The following is a 19,443-nucleotide window of genomic DNA, read 5'->3' on the forward strand; positions in this document are numbered from 1 at the left end:
GCACACCCGCATCGAAGGCCGGAACCACACCGTGGTCCCGGCCTTCGCCGTTCTCGCGGCGGGACAGCGCGTTCGGGCCGATCCCGCGCAATCGGGCTGGCGCCACCCGAGTTTCGGCACGATGCTGCCGGATAACGGGTGCTCCCACCTATTTTCGGCGAATTGCACAATCGACGCGGGGTGAATTCCGCGCGCGAATTCGAATCCGTCAGCGGATCCGTTGATGCACTCGTGATATCACCGGATGCCGAACGCTATGAGTCGGGCTGTGTTCGCCCGCAGAATCCGAACGATTCCGGGTCACAATTGCGGGCTCGAAACCGGTCGTTCGATCATCTGCGCGCCGGTAGCCGGAATTCGGCGCGATACCCGCGAATCCCGCTCGGCGCGAACGATCCACACCCATCCACGGGAGCGGCGCGCGTGTCCCGGTACGGCGAAATTGCCGAATCGCCCCGGCATTCGAATCGCGCGGGAATCGGTGAGATACGTCCCCGACGGGCGTCAAGCCCCCTTACCGCGACACGCCCGCACGCCACGCGGGCGTTATGCGGCTTCCACACCGCCGCCGGGCGCACTTCGCACCCGCGCGGCAGTCCTCCTCGGACCCGAGCGGCAACACTGTCGGCCCCGACATCGCGTGTCGCGCCGAGCCGCTGCACTGTCCCGCCGCACCGCAGCGGTCTCGAGCCTGCGCGGCCGTCTCGAGCCTGCGCAGCGGTCGCGAGCCTGCGCGGCCGTCTCAAGCCTGCGCAGCGGCCCGGCGTCGCGGCCGCAGACCGCTCATCGACAGCGCCGCACCGAGATCGGCGACCTCGCGCAGGGTCATGCTGCGGCCGGTGCGATCCACCCCGGGCGGCACCAGGGCCTCGGTGAAGCCGAGCCGCTCCGCCTCGGCCAGCCGCCGGGTCAGCCCGGTCACCTGCCGCACCTCCCCCGCCAGCCCCACCTCGCCGAGCACCACCAGGCCGCTGGGCAGCGCCCGATCCTGACTCGCGCTCGCGATGGCCAGGGCCACGGCCAGATCGGCGGCGGGCTCGGTGAGCCGCATACCGCCCACGGTGGCCGCGTAGACGTCCTGCTTGCCCACGTAGACCCCGCAGCGGCTCTGCAGGACGGCCAGGACCATGGAAACGCGGTTGTAGTCCAGCCCGCTCACCGCGCGCCGGGGCGCGGGCACGGCGGTGTCGACCGTAAGGCCCTGCACCTCGCCCAGCATCGGGCGCTTGCCGTCCATGGCCACGGTGACCGCGGTCCCGGGCACCGAAGCGCCCCGATGATGCAGGAACAGCCCGGAAGGGTCGTCCACACAGGCGATTCCGGCCTCTTTCATCTCGAAACAGCCCACCTCGTCGGTGCTGCCGAAGCGATTCTTGATGCCGCGCACCATGCGCAGCGAGGTGTGCTTGTCGCCCTCGAAGTGCAGCACGACGTCGACCAGATGCTCGAGCGTGCGCGGACCCGCCACCGAACCGTCCTTGGTGACGTGCCCGACCAGCAGCACCGCGATACCCGTCGCCTTGGCCAGCGAGGTGAGCGCCGCGGTCACCGTGCGCACCTGGGTGACACCGCCGATCACGCCGTCCGCGTCCCCGGCCAGCATGGTCTGCACCGAGTCGACCACCAGCAGCGTGGGCCGCACCTGCTCGACATGCCCGAGGATCGTGGCCAGATCGGATTCGGCCGCCAGATAGACCTTTTCGTGCACCGCGCCCGTCCGGTCGGCCCGCAGCCGCACCTGGCCCGCCGATTCCTCGGCCGTGACGTAGAGCGCGATTTCGTCGCGCGCCCGCGCCCAGCGATGCGAGACCTCGAGCAGCAGCGTCGATTTCCCGACGCCGGGCTCCCCGGACAGCAGCACCACCGACCCGGGAACGATGCCCCCGCCCAGCACCCGGTCCAGTTCGGACACGCCCGTGCCGCGCGCCTGGGTGCGCTGGGAGTCGATCGCCGAGATGGGTGTGGCGGCGGTGCTGGGCAGCATGGCTTTTCGCCCCACGCCCGCCGACGCGGCGGCGCCGGCCACCTCCTCGATGGTCCCCCAGCCCTCGCACGCCGGGCACCGCCCGACCCACTTGGCGACCTCGTTCGAGCACGCAGCACACCGATACAGCGATTTCACCTTGGCCACGCGCGCAGCCTAATGACCGGCTCCGACAGGAACCCTCACGCCCGCTCTCACCGGCGCGCCCGAAGGAAACAGGGAATATCGCCCGCCGCACCGGAACCGGTCTCGACAGGCTTCTCGGCCGTCCGCGCCCAGCGTCCGGACCGGCGGCGCCGATGCGGGAGTCCAGGTCGCGAGGATGCCGAACGCACCTCACCCCGCTCCGGAACCCGGGGCGGGGTGCGATCGAACGTCTGCGAGCTGCCGGCTCAGTGTCCGCCGGAGCCTTCGCCTTCCTTCTTCGCGGGCTCGGGGCGCGCGAGGTCCGGCCCGGCGTCGACCGGCACGTTGATCGCGACGGTGCCGTTCCGCTTGAAGTTCATGGTCACCTGGTAGGTCAGGCCGGGGGTGACGTCCTTGGTCAGACCGGTGACCTCGATGAGCAGCGGGTTGGCCGCCGGATCGGCGGGCTTCTCCGCGGCGCTGGTGGCCGGGGCGGTGGTGGTCGGCGCGCCGTGCGAGTCGTCGTGCCCGCCCGCGCCGTGGTCGTCGGCCTTGGCCGACTTGTTCGGCAGGTCCGCGACCAGGGTGGCCTGCGGCTTGATCTCGGCCTTGCCGTTGACCTTCACCTGGCCGATGTCGGTGGTGATGCTGACGAGCTCGTCGGGCTCGTACTCGCCGAGGTTGGCGGCGCTGAACGCGAGAACGGCCTTGCCGCCCTTGGCGTTCTGGTACTCCTCGCTCTGCGGGAGCAGGAAGCGCACATCGCGCAGCGCGATCTTGCCGACCTCGGCTTCGTTGCCATTGACGGCCGCGACCTGGTCCGCGGTCTGCGACACCTGTCCGGCGCCGCAACCCGTCAGCACGAGCGCCGCGCCCGCGGCGAGTGCGGCAACTGTCACGGCACGCGCCTTAGACAAGGTGGTGGCTTTCAGGGCAGTCACGGGTTGTCCTCCATGTCGACCGGGCTCACTCCACTATGCAGAGTAGTAGTCAAAGAGAGTAATGCGTGCGATCGGACGCCTCGCGCGGGGGCAGTGTCGTTTATGCGAGGGTGCCCACCGCGTATGCGAAGAGGGGCCCGGCATATGCCTGCGAACACCGCCCCGCGCTATCCCGTTATGCCACAACAAGATGCACACGATTCCCGTTCTGTCAACCCCCGCCGCTGGCTCGTTGTGGCCCTGACCTGCGCCGTTGATCGCGCCGTTACCGAGTCGCATGTTAAACTGTGAACATCGAAAGGGGCACGGGACAGATGATTTTTAAGGTCGGAGACACCGTCGTTTACCCCCACCACGGAGCGGCGCTGATCGAAGCTATCGAAACTCGCACCATCAAGGGTGTACAAAAGGAGTATCTGGTCCTGAAGGTCGCGCAAGGCGACCTGACCGTTCGGGTTCCCGCAGAGAACGCAGAGTATGTCGGCGTCCGCGACGTCGTCGGCCAGGAAGGCCTCGACAAGGTCTTTCAGGTACTGCGTGCACCGCATACCGAAGAGCCCACCAACTGGTCTCGCCGCTATAAGGCCAACCTCGAGAAGCTCGCCTCCGGCGATGTGAACAAGGTGGCCGAGGTCGTTCGCGATCTGTGGCGCCGGGAGCAGGACCGCGGCTTGTCCGCCGGTGAGAAGCGCATGCTGGCCAAGGCCCGCCAGATTCTCGTCGGCGAGCTCGCGCTCGCGGAGGGCACCGACGATGTTCGTGCCGAGACCCTGCTCGACGAGGTTCTCGCAGCGGCTTCCTGACAGTGAACGCATCACGCGGCGCGAGCCGTGTTGTCGCGCTGGTGCCTGCCGCCGGTCAGGGCGTACGTCTCGGTGAGTCGAGGCCGAAGGCATTCGTCCCGGTCGGCGGCATTCCCATGCTTCGCCTGGCCATCGATGGTCTGCTCGCATCCGAGTCCGTCGACGAGGTGGTGGTGATCGTGCCCGCCGACCTCGTCGACGAGACTCGCGCCCTCCTGCCCGACAGTCACGTTCCCGTACGCGTGGTCCCCGGCGGCGCCGAACGCACCGATTCGGTGCGGGCCGGCCTGAACGCCGCCCCCGCGGCCACGCACTATCTCGTACACGACGCCGCGCGCGCACTCACCCCGCCCGATCTCGTATCGCGGGTGGTCGACCGGTTGCGCGCCGGTGCGGTCGCGGTGGTCCCGGCCCTGCCGGTCACCGACACCATCAAATCCGTCGACGCCGCGGGCGCCGTCACCGGCACGCCCGACCGTTCGGCGCTGCGCGCCGTGCAGACGCCGCAGGGGTTCGACGCGGAATTGTTGCGCTCGGCGCACGCCACCGGAATCCACGCGACCGACGACGCGGGTCTGGTCGAATTGCTCGGCGCCGTCGTGCACACCGTGCCGGGCGCGGCGATGGCTTTCAAGATAACGACTCCCCTGGACCTCGTGCTGGCCAATACACTGGTGGCGCGGGGCGAGTCCGGTCCACACGAATCCAGAGAGGCGGTGCCGACGCCATGAGCTTCGATCCCACCTCTCTGCGGGTCGGCGTCGGCAGCGACGTGCACCCGATCGAACCCGGCCGTCCCTGCTGGATGGCCGGTCTGCTGTTCGACGGCGACAGCGGTTGCGCCGGGCATTCCGACGGTGACGTGGCCGCGCACGCGCTCTGCGACGCGCTGTTGTCCGCGGCCGGGCTCGGCGATGTCGGCGCGATTTTCGGCACCGGCCGGCCCGAATGGGCGGGCGTCTCCGGTGCGGCGATGCTCAAAGAGGTCCGGCGTCTGCTGGATGAAGCGGGCTTGACGATTGTCAATGCCGCTGTACAGGTCATCGGAAATCGGCCGAAGATGGGCCCGCGACGCGCCGAGGCGCAACAGGTGCTCGGTGAAATTCTGGGTGCGCCGGTATCGGTGTCCGGCACCACCACCGACGGCCTGGGACTCACCGGCCGCGGCGAGGGCGTGGCGGCGATCGCCAACGCCCTGCTGTGTTGTCGGGACTGACCCGACCCGCCTGTCGCCTCGAAAATCCCCAGCGGCCGCCCGAAGCCGTATCCGCCCGTCTTCCGCCATATCCCAACAGCTAGGATGCCTTGTCGTGACTCTGCGCCTGTTCGACACCGAGACGCGGACCCTGCGTGAATTCACTCCGCTGGTCCCCGGCCACGCCTCGGTGTACCTGTGCGGCGCGACCGTTCAGGGCGAACCCCACATCGGCCATGTGCGCAGCGGCGTCGCCTTCGACGTGCTGCGACGCTGGTTGTCCGCCAACGGTTTCGACGTGGCCTTCATCCGCAATGTCACCGACATCGACGACAAGATCCTGCACAAGGCCGCCGAGGCGGGGCGCCCGTGGTGGGAGTGGGCCGCCACGCACGAGCGCGCCTTCGACCGCGCCTACGCCACCCTCGGGGTGCTGCCGCCGTCGGCCGAGCCGCGCGCGACCGGGCACATCACCCAGATGGTCGACATGATGGAACGGCTCATCGAGCGCGGGCACGCCTACCCGTCCGAGGGCAACGTCTACTTCGACGTGGTCAGCTTCCCCGACTACGGCAAGCTCTCCGGTCACAAGCTCGACGACGTGCACCAGGGCGAGAGCGCCGGCCAGGGCAAGAAGGATCAGCGCGACTTCACGCTGTGGAAGGCCGCCAAGCCGGGCGAGCCGAGCTGGCCGTCGCCGTGGGGCCCGGGCCGCCCGGGCTGGCACCTCGAATGCTCCGCCATGGCCGAGTACTACCTCGGCGCGGAATTCGATATCCATTGCGGCGGAATGGATCTGGTCTTCCCGCATCACGAGAACGAGATCGCGCAGTCGCGCGCGGCCGGTGACGGGTTCGCCCGCTACTGGCTGCACAACGGCTGGGTGACCATGAGCGGCGAGAAGATGTCCAAGTCGCTGGGCAACGTGCTCTCGATTCCGAACGTGCTCGCGCGCCTGGACGTGCGGCCGGTGGAGCTGCGCTACTACCTGGGCAGCGCCAACTACCGCTCCATGCTCGAATACTCCGATCACGCGCTGACCGAGTCCGCGGCGTCGTACCGCCGGATCGAGGCGTTCATCCATCGCGTGGTCGAGCGCGCCGGGGACGCGCCGATCGGCGCCTGGACCACCGGGTTCGCTGACGCGCTGAACGACGACCTCAACGTGCCCAAGGCGCTCGCCGAGATCCACGGCGTGGTGAACGAGGGCAACAAGGCCGTGGACGCCGAGGACCTCGACACCGCCCGCACCCTCGCCGGTCAGGTCCGGGCGATGCTCGCCGTCCTGGGCGTGGATCCGCTGGACGCGCACTGGGCGGCGCCCGCCGACTCCTCGTCGGCGCTGGCCGCCCTGGACGTGCTCGTCGGCGCGGAACTCGAACGACGGCAGCAGGCCCGGGCCGACAAGGACTGGGGTGCGGCCGACGCCGTCCGCGATCGGCTCAAAGCGGCGGGCGTGGAGGTCACCGACACTGCCCGCGGTCCGGAATGGTCACTGACCACAGCGGATCGTTGATCGGGCCGGGCTCGCCCGGCAGTACCCGGTCTCGGACTCGTCCGAGGCGACACCCGGCGCGGTACCACCGCGCCGCACCCGCGCTACGAGGCGGTAGCGCACCAGAAGAACAGGGCGCAGCCGTTTGCTGCGCCGACCGGATGCAGGTTTCCCGCATGATCGACCGAGAGCGGGTTCTCCCGTGACCGGCCGATGCGGGTTCCCCGCGTGATACGGAAGGCGAAGTAATGGCAGGCAATTCGGCGCGACGCGGTGCGGTGCGCAAGAGCGGAACCAAGAAGGGGCAGGTCGTCGGGTCCGGCGGCAAGCGCAGCCACGGCCTCGAGGGCAGGGGCGCCACGCCGCCCGCCTCCGAGCGCACCAAGCACCCCGCGGCCAAGCGGGCCCGGGCCGCGGCCAAGGCGCAGAACGCCACCGCGAACAATCGGGCGCGCAACGCGAGCCGCCCGATCGCCGGTCGCAAGGACAACGCGGGCCCGGAGCTGGTGCTCGGGCGCAACCCCGTGGTCGAGTGCCTGCGCGCCGGGGTGCCCGCCACCGCGCTGTACGTCGCCGTCGGCACCGAGAACGACGAGCGGCTCACCGAGGCGGTGAAGATCGCGGCGGACACCGGCATCAGCATCCTGGAGCTGCCGCGCACCGATCTCGACAAGATGAGCCACAACGCCATGCACCAGGGCCTGGCCCTGCAGGTGCCGCCCTACCGCTACGCGCATCCGGACGATCTGGTGGAGAAGGTGCGCGCCTCGGGCGAGCCCGCGCTGCTGGTCGCGCTGGACAACATCACCGACCCGCGCAATCTGGGCGCGGTGATCCGCTCGGTGGCGGCGTTCGGCGGTCAGGGCGTGGTGATCCCGCAGCGCCGCAGCGCCAGCGTCACCGCGGTCGCCTGGCGCACCAGCGCGGGCGCGGCGGCCCGGCTGCCCGTCGCGCAGGCCACCAATCTGACTCGGACACTGAAGGATTGGGCGAGCAAGGGATACCAGATCATCGGCCTGGACGCCGGTGGCGACACCTCGCTCGACGAGTTCGACGGCACCGCACCGACGGTCATCGTGGTCGGATCCGAGGGCAAGGGCCTGTCCCGCCTGGTGCGCGAGAACTGCGACGCGATTCTGAGCATCCCCATGGCCGGTCCGGTCGAATCGCTCAACGCCTCGGTGGCGGCGGGCGTGATTCTCGCCGACATCGCCCGGCAGCGCCGGGCCTGACCATCCGTCTGCCGCGCGGCGACGCGCCCGCGGCACACGTAAATAACTGCGCGCGAAGCGCTTTCACGAACTCCCCGGATCGCCTCGGCGCCGGGGAGTTCGCTCGTCGGAGCCCCTTTTCGCCGCGCGCGGCGGCGCGGGCGAGGCCGTTCGAGCAAGTGCCGCAAGGGAACACCGCGCGTCTGCCTGTCGCACGGGCCGATTCGACCGTAAAATCGGGCGGTGGCCATCCATCATCAGCCCATCGGCTCACCGATCGAGCACGAATATGCCACGACGGTGCTGTTACTCGGGGTGCTCAGCGTGTTCTGCTGCGGGGCGCTGGGGCCGGTGGCCTGGGCCATGGGCCGCCGGGCGATGAACGACATCGAAGCCTCCGGCGGCGCGATCGGCGGCGGCGTACAGGTGCGCGTGGGCCTGATGCTCGGCATCCTCGGCACGATCCTGATGATCTGCTTCGGCATCCTGTTCTTCATGATGGCGCTCAGCGGCCGGGGCTGATCGCCCGCTCGTTCCGCCGAACCCGTCCCGCACGCGTAGTCGCGTGCGGGCGAACTCAGTCCAGGCCGGGGCGATCCGCGCCGCCGGTGACCGCGTCCCAGGCCGGCCACTCCCCGCTCACGCTGCCCGTCCACTTCGGCGGGCGGCGGTCCTTGAGCGCGGCGACGCCCTCGCCGCCGTCGGCGCTCGTGGCGATGTACTCGTTGAGTTCGGTTTCCAAGCGGCCCACCGTTTCCGGGGACATGGTCGGCGCCTCCCACAGCAGCCGCTTGGACAGTGCCACCGGCAGCGGCGCGGAGCCGTGCGCGATGTCGTGCGCGATCGAGAGCGCGGTGGGCAGCACCTCGCCGGCGGGCAGGCAGGAATTGGCGATGCCGAGCGCCTGCGCCTCCTCCCCGTCGAAGGTGCGGCCGGTGAGCAGCAGGTCGGCGGCGACCGAACTGCCGACCAGGCGGGGCAGGGTCCAGTGCGCGTACCCGCCCGCGATCGCGCCGCGGCGCACCTGGTTGAGGCCGTAGACCGCGTCGCGGGCGAAGTACCGCAGATCGCACTGCAGCGCGATCTCCAGGCCGATGCCCACCGCGTGCCCGTTCACCGCGGCGATGACGGGTTTGCGGATGCGGAAGGGCGCGGGATCGATGAGACCGTTGACCTCGCCGGTCTTGAGCGACAGATCCGCGCCCGCGCAGAACGCGGGCGCGGTGCCGGTGACGATGACCGCGCCGATGGCGTCCTCGGTGTCGCAGCGCCGCAGCGCCGCACCGAGTTCGGCCGCCATGGCGGGTGTGAGCGCATTCTGCTGAGCGGGCCGGTTGAGCGTGAGTACCGCGACTCCGCCGGACACATCAACATGCAGTTCCGAGCTCATGCGGGGAATGCTAGTGCACCTGCGAAGCGATCACCGCAGGATCTGGCGGCCGATGGCGTACTTGTGCACCTCGGTGGGGCCGTCGTACAGGCGGAAGGCGCGCATGTCACGGAAGATCATCTCCACCACGGTCTCGTCGCTGATGCCGATGCCGCCGAGCACCTGCACGCAGCGGTCGGTGACCTTGAACAGTTCCTCCGAGACGTACGACTTGGCGATCGAGCTCTCGTGCCGTGCCTTCTCGCCCTGATCCATGAGCCAGCAGGCGTGCCAGATGGTCAGGCGGCACTGGTGCAGCGCGATCTCGTTGTCCGCCAACAGGAACGACACGCCCTGGTGCTCGCCGATGGTCTTGCCGAAGGCGGTGCGGGTCTTGGCGTACTCGATGGCGATGGACTGCGCCCGCTCGGCCGCGCCCAGCCAGCGCATGCAGTGGGTGAGCCGGGCGGGGGCCAGGCGCAGCTGGGCGTAGCGCAGGGCCTGGCCGGTTTCGCCGAGCACCGCCTCGCGCGGGAGCACCAGGTTCTCGAAGTTCACGACCGCGTGCCCGCCCACGTAGTTGCGGTCCATGGTGTTCATGATGCGTTCGATGACGATGCCCGGGGTGTCGCCCTCACAGAGGAACAGGGTGGGGCCCGCGGGCAGGTGGTCGTTCTCGGCCAGGCGCGCCATGATGATCCACGTCTTCGCGCCGTCGGCGCCGGTGATCAGCCATTTGCGGCCGTTGACGGTGAAGTTCTCGCCGTCGAAGACGGCCTCGGTGGCGAGCTGGTTGGGGTCCGAGCCGGCGCCGTTCGGTTCGGTCATGGCGAAGACCGACCGCTGGTGGCCGTCGATGACCGGCTGCAGGAAACGCTCGACCTGCTCCTGGTTCGCGATCTTGGAGAGCATGAACATGTTGCCCTCGTCCGGGGCGGCGCAGTTCATGGCGACCGGGCCCAGGGTGGACCAGCCCGCCGCCTCGTAGAGCACGGCCTGCTCGATGTGGCTGAGGCCGCGACCGCCCAGTTCGACGGGGGCCTGCACGGTGAGCAGCTTCTCGGCGCGGGCCAGCTCGACCAGTTCCTGCCGGAGTTCGTCGGTCGGGCCGTGCTGGGTCAGGCGCGGGTCACGCTCGTACGGGACGATCTTGTCGATGACGAATTGCCGCACTCGATCGCGTTCGGCGGCGAGTTCGGCGGGAATCGTGAAGTCGATCATCGTTGGTCACCATTCATTCCGGGTCGGCTGCTCGCCGAGCATACGACGACCGCCCGCGAAGACTGAAGGCACCCGCCTTCACAACCCGCCGCGGCGTGTCGGACGATCCGATCCCGGCGCCGGATACGCAGGTCGGAGGGGTAACTCCCGGACAGAGCGGATCCGGGAGACCGGCGCGGCGCGCTACAGCACGCGCCGCAGGAAGCGTTCCACCTCGGCGCGGTAGGCGGCCGGCTGATCGTCGTGCACGAGATGCCCGGCGTCCGCGATCACCACGTGCCGGGCGTCCGGGTGGATCTCGGCCATGCGGACCATCTGGCCGGGCGGGGTGATCGTGTGCTCGCCCTCGAGCAGCAGCGCCGGAACCGTGACGGCCTTCCACTGTCCCCAGAACTCGCGAGTTCCCCACTCCTCGGAGATGTCCCGGAAGGTGTCCACCTCGCCGTGCAGGTGATACCCGTCGGCCTCGCGCCGGAAGGAATCGAGGAAGTAGCGGCCCGCGACCGGCCCGAAAAACTTCAGCATCGCCGCCTCGTCCGGGAACGGCTGCGGCCAGGCGTGCACCATGGCCGCCCAGTCCGCGGCGGTGCGGCCCTGGAAATCGGGCGCGATGTCCTCCACGACGAGCGCGCGCACCCGGTCGGGGTGCGCGGCGGTGAAGACCCAGCCGTGCAGCGCGCCCATCGAATGCCCGATCACCACCATCGGTTCGGTGATGTGCGCGGTGGCGGCCGCGAGATCGGCGACGAACGCCTCGGTGGTCAGCTCGGCCGGCGCCGGACGGCCGTGCCCGGCCGCGTCGAAGGTGTAGACGTGGCCGAACTCACGCAGCCAGTCGAGGTGGCTGTTCCAGGTGCGGGCGCTGCCCATCAGACCGTGCAACAGCAGCAGGGGCACACCGGCGCCGCCCGCGTCGTGCAGGGCGTTCACGGCGGAATCTTCGTCATGCGACACGCCACCAATGTAGGGCGCGCGCAGCGGCCGCGGGTGTGTCGTCTCCTCGGGCGGGCGGCGTAGATTCGGACATATGGCTGTCGTCAAGATCAATGCAATCGAAGTTCCCGAGGGCGCGGGCCCCGAACTGGAGAAGCGGTTCGCCGCCCGCGCGCACGCGGTCGAGAACTCGCCCGGTTTCCTCGGCTTCCAGCTGCTCCGCCCGGTCGCCGGTGACCAGCGCTACTTCGTTGTCACCCAATGGGATTCGGAGAGCTCCTTCGAAGCATGGCGGGACGGCCCGGCCCGCACCGCACACGCGGGAGGCGAACAGCGCAAGCCCGTTTCCACCGGTGCGTCCCTGCTGGAATTCGAGGTCGTCCTCGACGTTCAGGGCAAGAACGCCTGATCAGCCCGTGTTGACGAGTGGCCAGCGGGGATGTCACAGTTCGAGGTGAAGTATGCGACGGTGACGCGTAAGCCGGTGAGATTCCGGCGCGGTCGCGCCACTGTATCCAAGCATCACCCCTAGGGCAGATGCCGGGAAAGCCAGACACCGGCATCGTCGCACCCATCTCGACAGGGACGCGAATTCCCTTAGGAGGATTCGAATGGCCACCATTCACTCTCCCAGCGAGGCATCGGGCGACGCGCTCAAGGCGCTGTTGATCTCCGCTGCCGTCGTTCTGTTTGCGCTGCTCACGCTGTACCTGGTCGGCTTCGACCAGGGTGCGGTCTCCCGCACCGGCATGTACATGCACGAGCTCATGCATGACGGACGGCATCTGCTGGGTGTCCCGTGCCACTGAGCGACACGATTCAGCCGCCGCGTGCGGCGAGCGCCCTGACCGGTTCGCTCAAGACCCTGTTGATTCGAGGCCTGCTGGCCGGCTTGATCGCCGGTCTGCTGGCGGCCACCGTCGGCTACTTCGTCGGTGAGCCCAAGATCGACGCGGCCATCGCCATCGAGGAGGCCGCCGGTGGCGGTCACACCCACGGCGAAGCCGCCGAACCCGCCGCCGCGGGCGCTCCGGCGGAAGAAGAAGAGGAAGCCGAAGTCAGCCGCCCCGGCCAGAAGGCCGGGCAATTCCTGGCCCTGGGCCTGGCCGGTATGGCCTTCGGCGCCCTGTTCGCCTGCGCGGCCAACGTGGTCCGCCGGTACACCACCCTGTCCGGCCCGCGCCTCGCGCTCGGTCTGGCCGCCGGTGGCTGGCTGGCGATCGTCGCGGTGCCGTTCTTCAAGTACCCGGCCAACCCGCCCGCGGTGGGTGACCCGGAGACCATCACCGACCGCACCTGGCTGTGGGTCGCGGTGGTCCTGCTCGGCTTCGCGGCCGTCGGGCTCGCCGTCTACGCCTACCGGCTGCTGAACGGACAGCTCGACACCGTCCGGTTGATCGGTGCGACAGCGACATTCGTGCTGGTCGTCGCGATCGGCTACATCTCGCTGCCGGGTATCGACGAGGTGAAGGCCGACTTCCCGCCGTCGCTGCTGTGGCAGTTCCGGGTGGCGTCGCTGGCGCAGACCGCGACCCTGTGGGCCGCGCTGGGTCTGGCCTTCGCGGCGCTGACCGAGTTCGCCACCCGCGGCGAGCGCGAACCCGCGGCGGTCGCCGCGTAGTTCACCCCTCGCGAGACACAGAAATGGGCAGTGCCGTAGGAACCGGCACTGCCCTTTTCGTTGTCCGAGACCGATCCGGATCGGGCGAGCGGGTCGCCGAAGCCGGTTCAGCCGCGGAGCATCACGCCTCGAGCGTGGCGTCCAGCTCGATGGTGTCCACGCCCGCGAGGGCCTTGGAGACCGGGCAGCCCGCCTTCGCGGCGGCCGCGGCCTCGGCGAAGCCCGCGGCGTCGATGCCCGACGCGCGGCCGACGACCGTCAGCTTGATCTTGGAGATGCGGAAGCCGCCGGCCGGATCCGGGCTCAGCGAGACGTCGGCGGTGACGTCCAAGCTCGTAGGGGTACCACCGGCGTTACCGATCTGCGCGGACAGCGCCATGGCGTAGCACGAGGAGTGCGCGGCGGCGATCAGCTCTTCCGGGCTGGTGGTGCCGTCGGCGTTGTCGGCGGCGCGCTTGGGGAACGAGACGTCGTACTTGCCGACGCCGGAGCTCGCCAGCTCGACCTGACCGGAGCCGTCCTGCAGGCCGCCGGTCCAGGCGGTGCGCGCGGTACGTGTGGGCATCACTGTCCTTTCACTCAGGGGAATGGGGGCCGCTCCCGGCCACCGGGTTCACGCTCCGGCTCCCGCGGAGGGGCACGGTCGAAACTACCCCGCCGTGAGAGACGCGGGGTAGCAACGAGATAGGCGGCCGGTCAGCGGGTCACACGGTGGCCGCGGTCCGCAGGTCCAGGCGTTCCAGAATGCCCGGCCAGGATTCGCGGTGCCGGTCCCTGGCTGCGGCGGTGGCGAACCCGGCGTGTGTGAGCAGCAGCGCCGACCCCGCGCCGTGCGGTGAGAGTTCCACGGTGAGAACGGTTTCCGCGCCCTCGGTGCCCGCGGTCACCCAGGTCAGCTCGACCAGGCGTTCGGGAATCAGGCGCAGGAACCGACCGTAGTGCGGGTGCCCGCCGCCCGCGGTGAAGAAGAACGGCTCGTTCACCGCGGGGCGCGAGAGCACCGAGCCGGGATCGGCGAACCACAGGCTCAACTGCCGGGTGCACATGGCATAGAGCTCATCGGGGGAAGCGGCCATGATGCGCTCGGCGACCAGGGAGAACGGCCGCTCGGACAACTCGGGTAACCGGATCGGGGCAACGTCCATGCGCGAGCACGATACCGGCCCCGATCCCCGTTCCCGCGTGGCGCCCGGGGCGGGTCGGCGGACCCGCCCTCACGCCGGATCGGTCGCCCGGGCCAGCACGATCCCGCCGACTATCAGCGCGAGCGCCAGCACCCGGCCGGCCGAGAGCGGATCCTTCTGCAGCACAACGCCGAGACCGATCGCGCCCACCGCGCCGATGCCGGTGAAGACCGCGTACGCGGTGCCGACCGGCAGGGTGCGCATGCTGTAGGACAGCAGCCAGACCGCGACGGCGGCCAGCACGAAGCAGATCAGGGTGGCCAGCGGGCGGGTGAAGTTCTGCGTCGGCTTGATCGACTGGGACCAGGCGACCTCCACGAGGCCGGCCGCGATCAGGACGAGCCAGGCCATCTCAGTACTCCTTCCCGAGCCGGCGGGCGGATTCGAGCGCGGCGGCATAGGAGGCGTCGTGCCGTTCGCGCGCGTGGGCCAGGTGCGGGTCCTGGCGGGCGTTCGCCCATTCGGCGGTGACGAAAACGGTGTCCTCGACGGCGAAGTGGCCCGCGAAGAAGTCGCGCAGGAAACGCTCCTGATAGTCGAACGCGGCCTTCGGCGAACCCGGGGAGTACGCACCGCCGCGGGCGGTGGTGACCACGAAACGGGTGGGCGCCAGCGACATTCGCGGGAACGTGATCTGGTCGAGCCAGGCCTTGAGCGCGGCGGGGATCGAGTAGTTGTACATCGGGGTGCCGATGAGCACCACGTCGGCCGCGCGCACCTGGGCGAGCAGCGGCTCGACGACCGCCCACGCCTCGGCCTGGGCGGGTGAATCCACCAGGTCCGCAAGGTGATCCAGGTCGGTGCAGCCGTGCGCGAGGACGCGATCGCAGAGTTCGGTCCAGCCTTCGCCTAGGAAGGGGATCGGGTCGGCGGCCAGGTCGCGATACTCGTAGCGCCCGGTTGGGTGTTCGGCGCGCCAGGATTCGGCGAAGGCGGCGCTCAGTTCTCGGCTGATCGCGGTGCGGCGGGCGCTGGCGTCGAGGTGCAGCAGGGTCGGCATGGCGTTCTCCGGTCTATGTGGACAGTCTGTCCGTTTCGCTCGAACGTTAGCCGCAACCGGACACATTGTCCACTTATTCCGGGACGAGCTACAGTGGCCGTATGGACCCCGTCGGATTGCCGCTGCTCGACGGCGCGGACTCGAGCGCCCCGGCCGAACGCGCCGACGCGGCCCGCAATCGAGCCAAAGTCCTCAGTGCCGCAGCCGAACTCTTCGCCAGCAAGGATCCGCGCACCGTCACCATGGACGAGGTGGCCAAGGCCGCCGGGGTCGGGCGCGGGACGCTGTACCGGCGGTATCCGGACGTGGTGTCGATCGCGGTCGCCCTGCTGGATCAGCACGAACGCGAACTCCAGGAGCAACTGCTGCGCGGCGCGCCGCCGCTCGGACCGGGCGCTCCCCCGGGCGCCAGGCTGGCCGCGTTCTTCACCGCGATGGTCGAGCTGCTCGACGCGCACGCGGATCTGGTGCTGGGCGCGGAGACCGGGGGCGCGCGCTTCCGGACCGGGGCCTACCAGTTCTGGCGCGTGCACGTCCGCGCGCTGCTCGTGGAAGCCGGTGTGGCCGAAGTGGATTCCCTGGTCGACACGCTGCTCGCGCCGCTGGCGGCCGAGGTGTTCCGGTACCAGCGCGAGCACGGGCTCGACGCGGCGCGGATCAGCGCTGGGCTGACCCGCGTCGCGCACGGGGTACTCGGGCCGTAGCGGCTCGGCGCTCAGATCAGGTCGCGGCGGCGGATGAGCCAGGTCGTACCGACCGCGAAGGCCGCGATGTAGAGGGCGAGCAGCGCGAGGGACTCACCCCGGCTCAGGATGTCCAGGACGCCGGGGGTGGCCGGGCCGGAGTCGGCGCGCAGGGAGCCGGCCAGCGAGCCCGCGGCGGTGCCGGGGAGGTGATCTGTCAGGGGGCGGATCGGGTCGAAGATCGCGGCCACGCCGCGCAAGAGGTTCTCCACCACCAGGACCCACACCAGACCCAGGCCGACCGCGAGGGCCGGACCGCGGGCGATCGCGCCGATCAACGCGCCCGCCAGGGTCCACATGCCGAGAATGACCGTGCCCGAGGCTATTCCGAGCAGTGCCCGGCCCGCGGACGGCAGCGCGAGCGACTCACCCTGCGTGGCCGCGATCAGTGCCGCCACCCCGGTGTCGACCACGAAAGCGGTCAGCACCAGGGCGATCACCGTCAGCGCGAGGGCGACGATCGCCCCGCCCAGCGCCGACACCCGCGAAGGCCCCTGGGTCAGAACGGTTTTCCAGCTACCCCAGCTGTATCCGGAGCCGATCGCCAGCGCGCCCAGCACCAGCATGAGCGCGCCGCCGAACATGGCCATGCCCTGGGTGAAGACCTCGGGCACCGCGGCGGGCAGCAGCTGGCGCAGCAGCACCTCGCGGGGCTGGCCGTTCGACATCCGGCTGTCCGATCCGCTCGTGTAGGCCAGGTAGTTGAACAGGTAGGCGAAGGTCAGATTCAGCAGGATCCAGGTGCCGAGCACTATCCAGAACGCGGGCCATTTGCGCAGGCGCAGTAGCTCGGCTCGCGTGCTCGCCGGCAGGTCGCGCGCGGTGGATCCCGGCCGAGTGCGCGAGGGGACGACGGGCGGCGCGGCAGCCGGGGATCCCGCGTCCGCATCGGCCGCCGTCCGACGGTCCGCACCGAACGTGGCGGGGCCCGGGAGGCCGCGTGCCGTCTCATCGCTCGGATTCATTGCTCGATCCGTCATTTCGCCGTCTCCGTCATCTCGAAAAACACTTCTTCCAGGGACTTTTCGTCGGTGCGCAGTTCGAGCAGGTCCGCGCCGGACTCGATGACCGCGCGTGCCACCGCGGGCGCCAGTGCCACACCGGCATCGACCTTGATGCCGGTGGCGGTGAGCAGCGCGGACCGGTCGCCGGCCACCCGGCGCACCGCCGGGAAGGCCGTCTCGAGGGGCTCGGCCCGCACGAACAGCGATGCCGCGCCGCGTAACTCGCGCACGGTGGCCTCGGTGAGCAGGCGGCCGCCGGAGATGACGCCGACGCGATCGCAGATCTCCTGCACTTCGGCGAGCAGGTGACTGGACAGCACGACGGTGTGCCCGTCGGCGGCTACGGCGGTGATCAGCTCTCGCATCTCGGCCATCCCCGCGGGGTCGAGGCCGTTGGTGGGTTCGTCGAGGATCAGCAGGTCGGGATGGCCGAGCAGGGCCGCCGCGACGCCGAGGCGCTGTTTCATACCGAGGGAGTAGGCGCGAAATCTGTCGTCGCCGCGGTCGCGCAGGCGCACCCGATCGAGGACGCGCTCCACGTCGGCGCGGTCCACACCGCGATAGCGGGCCAGCACCCGCAGGTTGTCGCGGCCGGACAGGTAGGGGTAGAAGCCGGGGCCCTCGATGAGAACGCCCATGCGGCGCAGGACTTCCGGCGCGCCCGGCGCATGTCCGAGCACCGTGGCGGTGCCGCCGGACGGGCGGATCAGACCGGCCAGCATGCGCAGGGTCGTGGTCTTGCCCGCGCCGTTGGGGCCGAGGAATCCGTAGATCTCACCGCGCCGCACCCGCATGCTCACCGCGTCCACCGCGAGGTGCGGTCCGTAGCGCTTGGTCAACCGCTCGGTATCGAGGATCGCTTCGTTCATGGTTTCAGCGTCCGCCCGGGGCGATCGGGAAACATCCGCCACACAGCGCGATTCGAGGTACGCACCGCGACGTAGGTCCGGCCGCCAGAGGCTGCCGCCGAGCCACCTCTACCCGGCCGCCTATCGCCGGATCGCTGCGGCGGACGGGCTCGCCGCCGACGCCGAGGTGCGTCTTCCTCCAGCTGGACGCGCCCGGTCACCGCCGCCCCACGGGACATATCCGGCGCGATCGGGCACGCGTTCGACAGCCGCTACCGCCCCGCCGCGATTCCACCGGCGACCGCCCGGACGGGCCCCGCCCGCGCGGAACATCCGGCGCGACCCCGTACGTACGCGGACGTATTTCCCGTCGAGACGGTGTCGCGGAAGCCCGCGCGGCGTTAGCGTTCAGCTATGGGTGCGGCGCGGTGGGGTCTGCGGAGCGGGGACATACGGGGCTCGGACGCGCTGATCGCGGTGGTCATCGCCGTCGTCCAGCTGGGCGGCGGGACGGCGGCCAACGCGCACCAGGACGTGCTGCGCGACCTGGACCCGCTCGGGTACGCGCTGCTGGCGGCGGGTCCGCTGCTGCTGCTCGTGCGGCGGCGATATCCCGAACCCGTGCTGTACGGGACCATCGCGGCGGCCGCGGCGTATCTGCTGCTCGGGTACGGGTACGGGCCGATCTTCCTGTCGCTGGTGGTCGCGTTCCTGACCGCGGGCATCCGCGGATCACGATGGCGCACCTATCCGCTGGTGCTCGCCGGATACCTCGCGATGGTGTGGCCGGTGCCCGGGTGGCGGGGCTACGCGAGCAACAGCTGGCAGCAGTTCGGGCTGCTGGCGTGGCTCGTCGTGCTGGTGGCGATCGCCGAGGGCATCCGGCAGCGCCGGGCCGCGCTGCTCGCGCGCCGGGAGCAGGAGGCCGAGGCGCTGCGCAACGCCGAAGCCGAACGCGCGCGCGAACTCGCCGAACAGGAGCAGCGGGCCGGCGAGGAACGACTCGCCATCGCGCGCGAACTGCACGACGTGCTCGCGCACAGCCTCTCGCTCATCAACGTGCAGTCCTCGGTGGCGCTGGAGCTGTTCGATCGCAAGCCCGAGCAGGCGGCCGTGGCGCTGGCGGCGATCAAGGCGGCCAGCAAAGACGCACTCGGGGAAGTGAATTCGCTGCTGCGCTCGATTCGCGGCGGCACGGCCACGGTGTCGGCGCCGATCACGCCCACGGTCGGCATCGGCGACCTCGAGGCGCTCACCGGGCCCGCCCGCACCGCCGGGGTGCAGGTGCGGACCATCGTGACCGGGACGGTCCGGCGGCTGCCGGCCGTGGTGGAGGTGGCCGCCGCGCGGATCGTGCAGGAGGCGCTGACCAATGTGGTGCGGCACGCTCCCGGCGCGAGTGTGCTTGTGACCATTCGCTATTCGGCGGAACGCCTGTTCGTGTGCGTCGAGAACACCCCGCCCGCGCGGGCCGCGACCGAGACGAGCGGGGGCGGGCACGGCATTCGCGGGATGACCGAGCGGGCCAACGCGCTGGGCGGGCGCCTGGCGGCGGCGCCCAAACCCGACGGCGGATTTCGAGTGGAGGCGCGGCTGCCCGCACATCTGACCCAGCCCGAACCCGCGACGTAGCCGGGCCCGGCGAATCCCGCGCACACGAGCCGTGGACCGGCGGGCGCGTAGGTTCGAGGCAGCCGCCGGCCGGCGGCCCCGGCGCTCACGCCCGCGGCCGTCGGCCCGCCCGGCCCGTCCCGGATACCGAAAA

The 19,443-nt window shown here is 70.3% G+C and carries 22 protein-coding genes; 11 read left to right on the top strand and 11 right to left on the bottom strand.

Going from position 1 to position 19,443, the window contains the following annotated elements; genetic code table 11:
* Positions 1-742 precede the first annotated feature (742 nt).
* Positions 743-2,131 carry a DNA repair protein RadA gene (gene radA, locus ACWDOP_RS25050; protein WP_456347013.1) on the bottom strand — a complete coding sequence of 463 codons (1,389 nt, stop codon included), beginning with the start codon at positions 2,129-2,131 and terminating at the stop codon, positions 743-745.
* A 245-nt stretch (positions 2,132-2,376) separates the two neighbouring features.
* The gene (locus tag ACWDOP_RS25055) at positions 2,377-3,009 is read right to left on the bottom strand and encodes a hypothetical protein (RefSeq protein WP_456347014.1); all 633 of its coding nucleotides are present in this window, start codon (positions 3,007-3,009) and stop codon (positions 2,377-2,379) included.
* A 356-nt stretch (positions 3,010-3,365) separates the two neighbouring features.
* Here ACWDOP_RS25055 and carD point away from each other — a divergent pair, with 356 nt between their 5' ends.
* The 6 genes from carD (at position 3,366) to ACWDOP_RS25085 (ending at position 8,277) form a co-directional block, all read left to right on the top strand.
* The gene (carD, locus tag ACWDOP_RS25060; protein ID WP_067569016.1) at positions 3,366-3,854 is read left to right on the top strand and encodes an RNA polymerase-binding transcription factor CarD; all 489 of its coding nucleotides are present in this window, start codon (positions 3,366-3,368) and stop codon (positions 3,852-3,854) included.
* Between the two features lie 2 nt (positions 3,855-3,856).
* On the top strand, positions 3,857-4,585 hold the full coding sequence (ispD, locus tag ACWDOP_RS25065) for a 2-C-methyl-D-erythritol 4-phosphate cytidylyltransferase (RefSeq protein ID WP_456347015.1): 729 nt from the start codon (positions 3,857-3,859) through the stop codon (positions 4,583-4,585).
* A 17-nt stretch (positions 4,586-4,602) separates the two neighbouring features.
* Positions 4,603-5,070, top strand: coding sequence for a 2-C-methyl-D-erythritol 2,4-cyclodiphosphate synthase (ispF, locus tag ACWDOP_RS25070; RefSeq protein WP_454204836.1), 468 nt, complete (start codon positions 4,603-4,605; stop codon positions 5,068-5,070).
* A 94-nt stretch (positions 5,071-5,164) separates the two neighbouring features.
* Complete coding sequence (gene cysS, locus ACWDOP_RS25075; RefSeq protein WP_456347016.1) at positions 5,165-6,565, top strand: cysteine--tRNA ligase; 1,401 nt, start codon at positions 5,165-5,167, stop codon at positions 6,563-6,565.
* Between the two features lie 227 nt (positions 6,566-6,792).
* The gene (gene rlmB, locus ACWDOP_RS25080; RefSeq protein WP_454204771.1) at positions 6,793-7,776 is read left to right on the top strand and encodes a 23S rRNA (guanosine(2251)-2'-O)-methyltransferase RlmB; all 984 of its coding nucleotides are present in this window, start codon (positions 6,793-6,795) and stop codon (positions 7,774-7,776) included.
* Between the two features lie 222 nt (positions 7,777-7,998).
* Entirely contained in the window at positions 7,999-8,277 is a 279-nt protein-coding gene (locus ACWDOP_RS25085) for a DUF4190 domain-containing protein (RefSeq protein WP_454204770.1), read from the top strand.
* A 55-nt stretch (positions 8,278-8,332) separates the two neighbouring features.
* Here ACWDOP_RS25085 and ACWDOP_RS25090 read toward each other — a convergent pair whose 3' ends face one another.
* From ACWDOP_RS25090 to ACWDOP_RS25100, 3 genes are all read right to left on the bottom strand, one after another.
* On the bottom strand, positions 8,333-9,145 hold the full coding sequence (locus tag ACWDOP_RS25090) for an enoyl-CoA hydratase/isomerase family protein (RefSeq protein ID WP_454204769.1): 813 nt from the start codon (positions 9,143-9,145) through the stop codon (positions 8,333-8,335).
* 30 nt (positions 9,146-9,175) lie between these two features.
* Positions 9,176-10,345: an acyl-CoA dehydrogenase family protein gene (locus ACWDOP_RS25095; RefSeq protein ID WP_454204768.1), complete on the bottom strand. Its 1,170-nt coding sequence runs from the start codon at positions 10,343-10,345 to the stop codon at positions 9,176-9,178.
* A 183-nt stretch (positions 10,346-10,528) separates the two neighbouring features.
* Positions 10,529-11,299: an alpha/beta fold hydrolase gene (locus ACWDOP_RS25100; protein ID WP_456347017.1), complete on the bottom strand. Its 771-nt coding sequence runs from the start codon at positions 11,297-11,299 to the stop codon at positions 10,529-10,531.
* A 73-nt stretch (positions 11,300-11,372) separates the two neighbouring features.
* Here ACWDOP_RS25100 and ACWDOP_RS25105 point away from each other — a divergent pair, with 73 nt between their 5' ends.
* The 3 genes from ACWDOP_RS25105 (at position 11,373) to ACWDOP_RS25115 (ending at position 12,899) form a co-directional block, all read left to right on the top strand.
* Positions 11,373-11,687 carry an antibiotic biosynthesis monooxygenase family protein gene (locus tag ACWDOP_RS25105; RefSeq protein WP_454204766.1) on the top strand — a complete coding sequence of 105 codons (315 nt, stop codon included), beginning with the start codon at positions 11,373-11,375 and terminating at the stop codon, positions 11,685-11,687.
* A 202-nt stretch (positions 11,688-11,889) separates the two neighbouring features.
* Positions 11,890-12,087 carry a CbtB domain-containing protein gene (locus tag ACWDOP_RS25110; RefSeq protein ID WP_354988220.1) on the top strand — a complete coding sequence of 66 codons (198 nt, stop codon included), beginning with the start codon at positions 11,890-11,892 and terminating at the stop codon, positions 12,085-12,087.
* A complete protein-coding gene (locus ACWDOP_RS25115) occupies positions 12,078-12,899 on the top strand; it encodes a CbtA family protein (RefSeq protein WP_456347018.1) in 822 nt (273 codons plus the stop codon). Before ACWDOP_RS25110 ends, ACWDOP_RS25115 begins: the two co-directional genes overlap by 10 nt.
* A 121-nt stretch (positions 12,900-13,020) precedes the next feature.
* Here the strand turns inward: ACWDOP_RS25115 and ACWDOP_RS25120 are convergent, their stop codons facing one another.
* The 4 genes from ACWDOP_RS25120 to ACWDOP_RS25135 form a co-directional block, all read right to left on the bottom strand.
* On the bottom strand, positions 13,021-13,464 hold the full coding sequence (locus ACWDOP_RS25120; protein WP_456347019.1) for an OsmC family peroxiredoxin: 444 nt from the start codon (positions 13,462-13,464) through the stop codon (positions 13,021-13,023).
* A gap of 139 nt (positions 13,465-13,603) precedes the next feature.
* Positions 13,604-14,044: an SRPBCC family protein gene (locus ACWDOP_RS25125; protein ID WP_454204764.1), complete on the bottom strand. Its 441-nt coding sequence runs from the start codon at positions 14,042-14,044 to the stop codon at positions 13,604-13,606.
* Between the two features lie 69 nt (positions 14,045-14,113).
* Positions 14,114-14,434 carry a DMT family transporter gene (locus ACWDOP_RS25130; RefSeq protein ID WP_456347020.1) on the bottom strand — a complete coding sequence of 107 codons (321 nt, stop codon included), beginning with the start codon at positions 14,432-14,434 and terminating at the stop codon, positions 14,114-14,116.
* 1 nt (position 14,435) lies between these two features.
* Complete coding sequence (locus tag ACWDOP_RS25135; protein ID WP_456347021.1) at positions 14,436-15,083, bottom strand: FMN-dependent NADH-azoreductase; 648 nt, start codon at positions 15,081-15,083, stop codon at positions 14,436-14,438.
* A gap of 101 nt (positions 15,084-15,184) precedes the next feature.
* Between ACWDOP_RS25135 and ACWDOP_RS25140 the strand changes: the two genes are divergently transcribed.
* Positions 15,185-15,787, top strand: coding sequence for a TetR/AcrR family transcriptional regulator (locus ACWDOP_RS25140; protein WP_454204761.1), 603 nt, complete (start codon positions 15,185-15,187; stop codon positions 15,785-15,787).
* A gap of 11 nt (positions 15,788-15,798) precedes the next feature.
* Here ACWDOP_RS25140 and ACWDOP_RS25145 read toward each other — a convergent pair whose 3' ends face one another.
* Both ACWDOP_RS25145 and ACWDOP_RS25150 read right to left on the bottom strand, forming a co-directional pair.
* Positions 15,799-16,791, bottom strand: coding sequence for an ABC transporter permease subunit (locus ACWDOP_RS25145; RefSeq protein ID WP_456347022.1), 993 nt, complete (start codon positions 16,789-16,791; stop codon positions 15,799-15,801).
* An 11-nt stretch (positions 16,792-16,802) separates the two neighbouring features.
* Positions 16,803-17,699, bottom strand: coding sequence for an ABC transporter ATP-binding protein (locus tag ACWDOP_RS25150; protein ID WP_456347023.1), 897 nt, complete (start codon positions 17,697-17,699; stop codon positions 16,803-16,805).
* Positions 17,700-18,092: 393 nt separating this feature from the next.
* Here ACWDOP_RS25150 and ACWDOP_RS25155 point away from each other — a divergent pair, with 393 nt between their 5' ends.
* Entirely contained in the window at positions 18,093-19,310 is a 1,218-nt protein-coding gene (locus ACWDOP_RS25155; RefSeq protein WP_456347024.1) for a sensor histidine kinase, read from the top strand.
* Positions 19,311-19,443 lie beyond the last annotated feature (133 nt).

The organism is Nocardia sp. NPDC003693, from assembly GCF_053981095.1.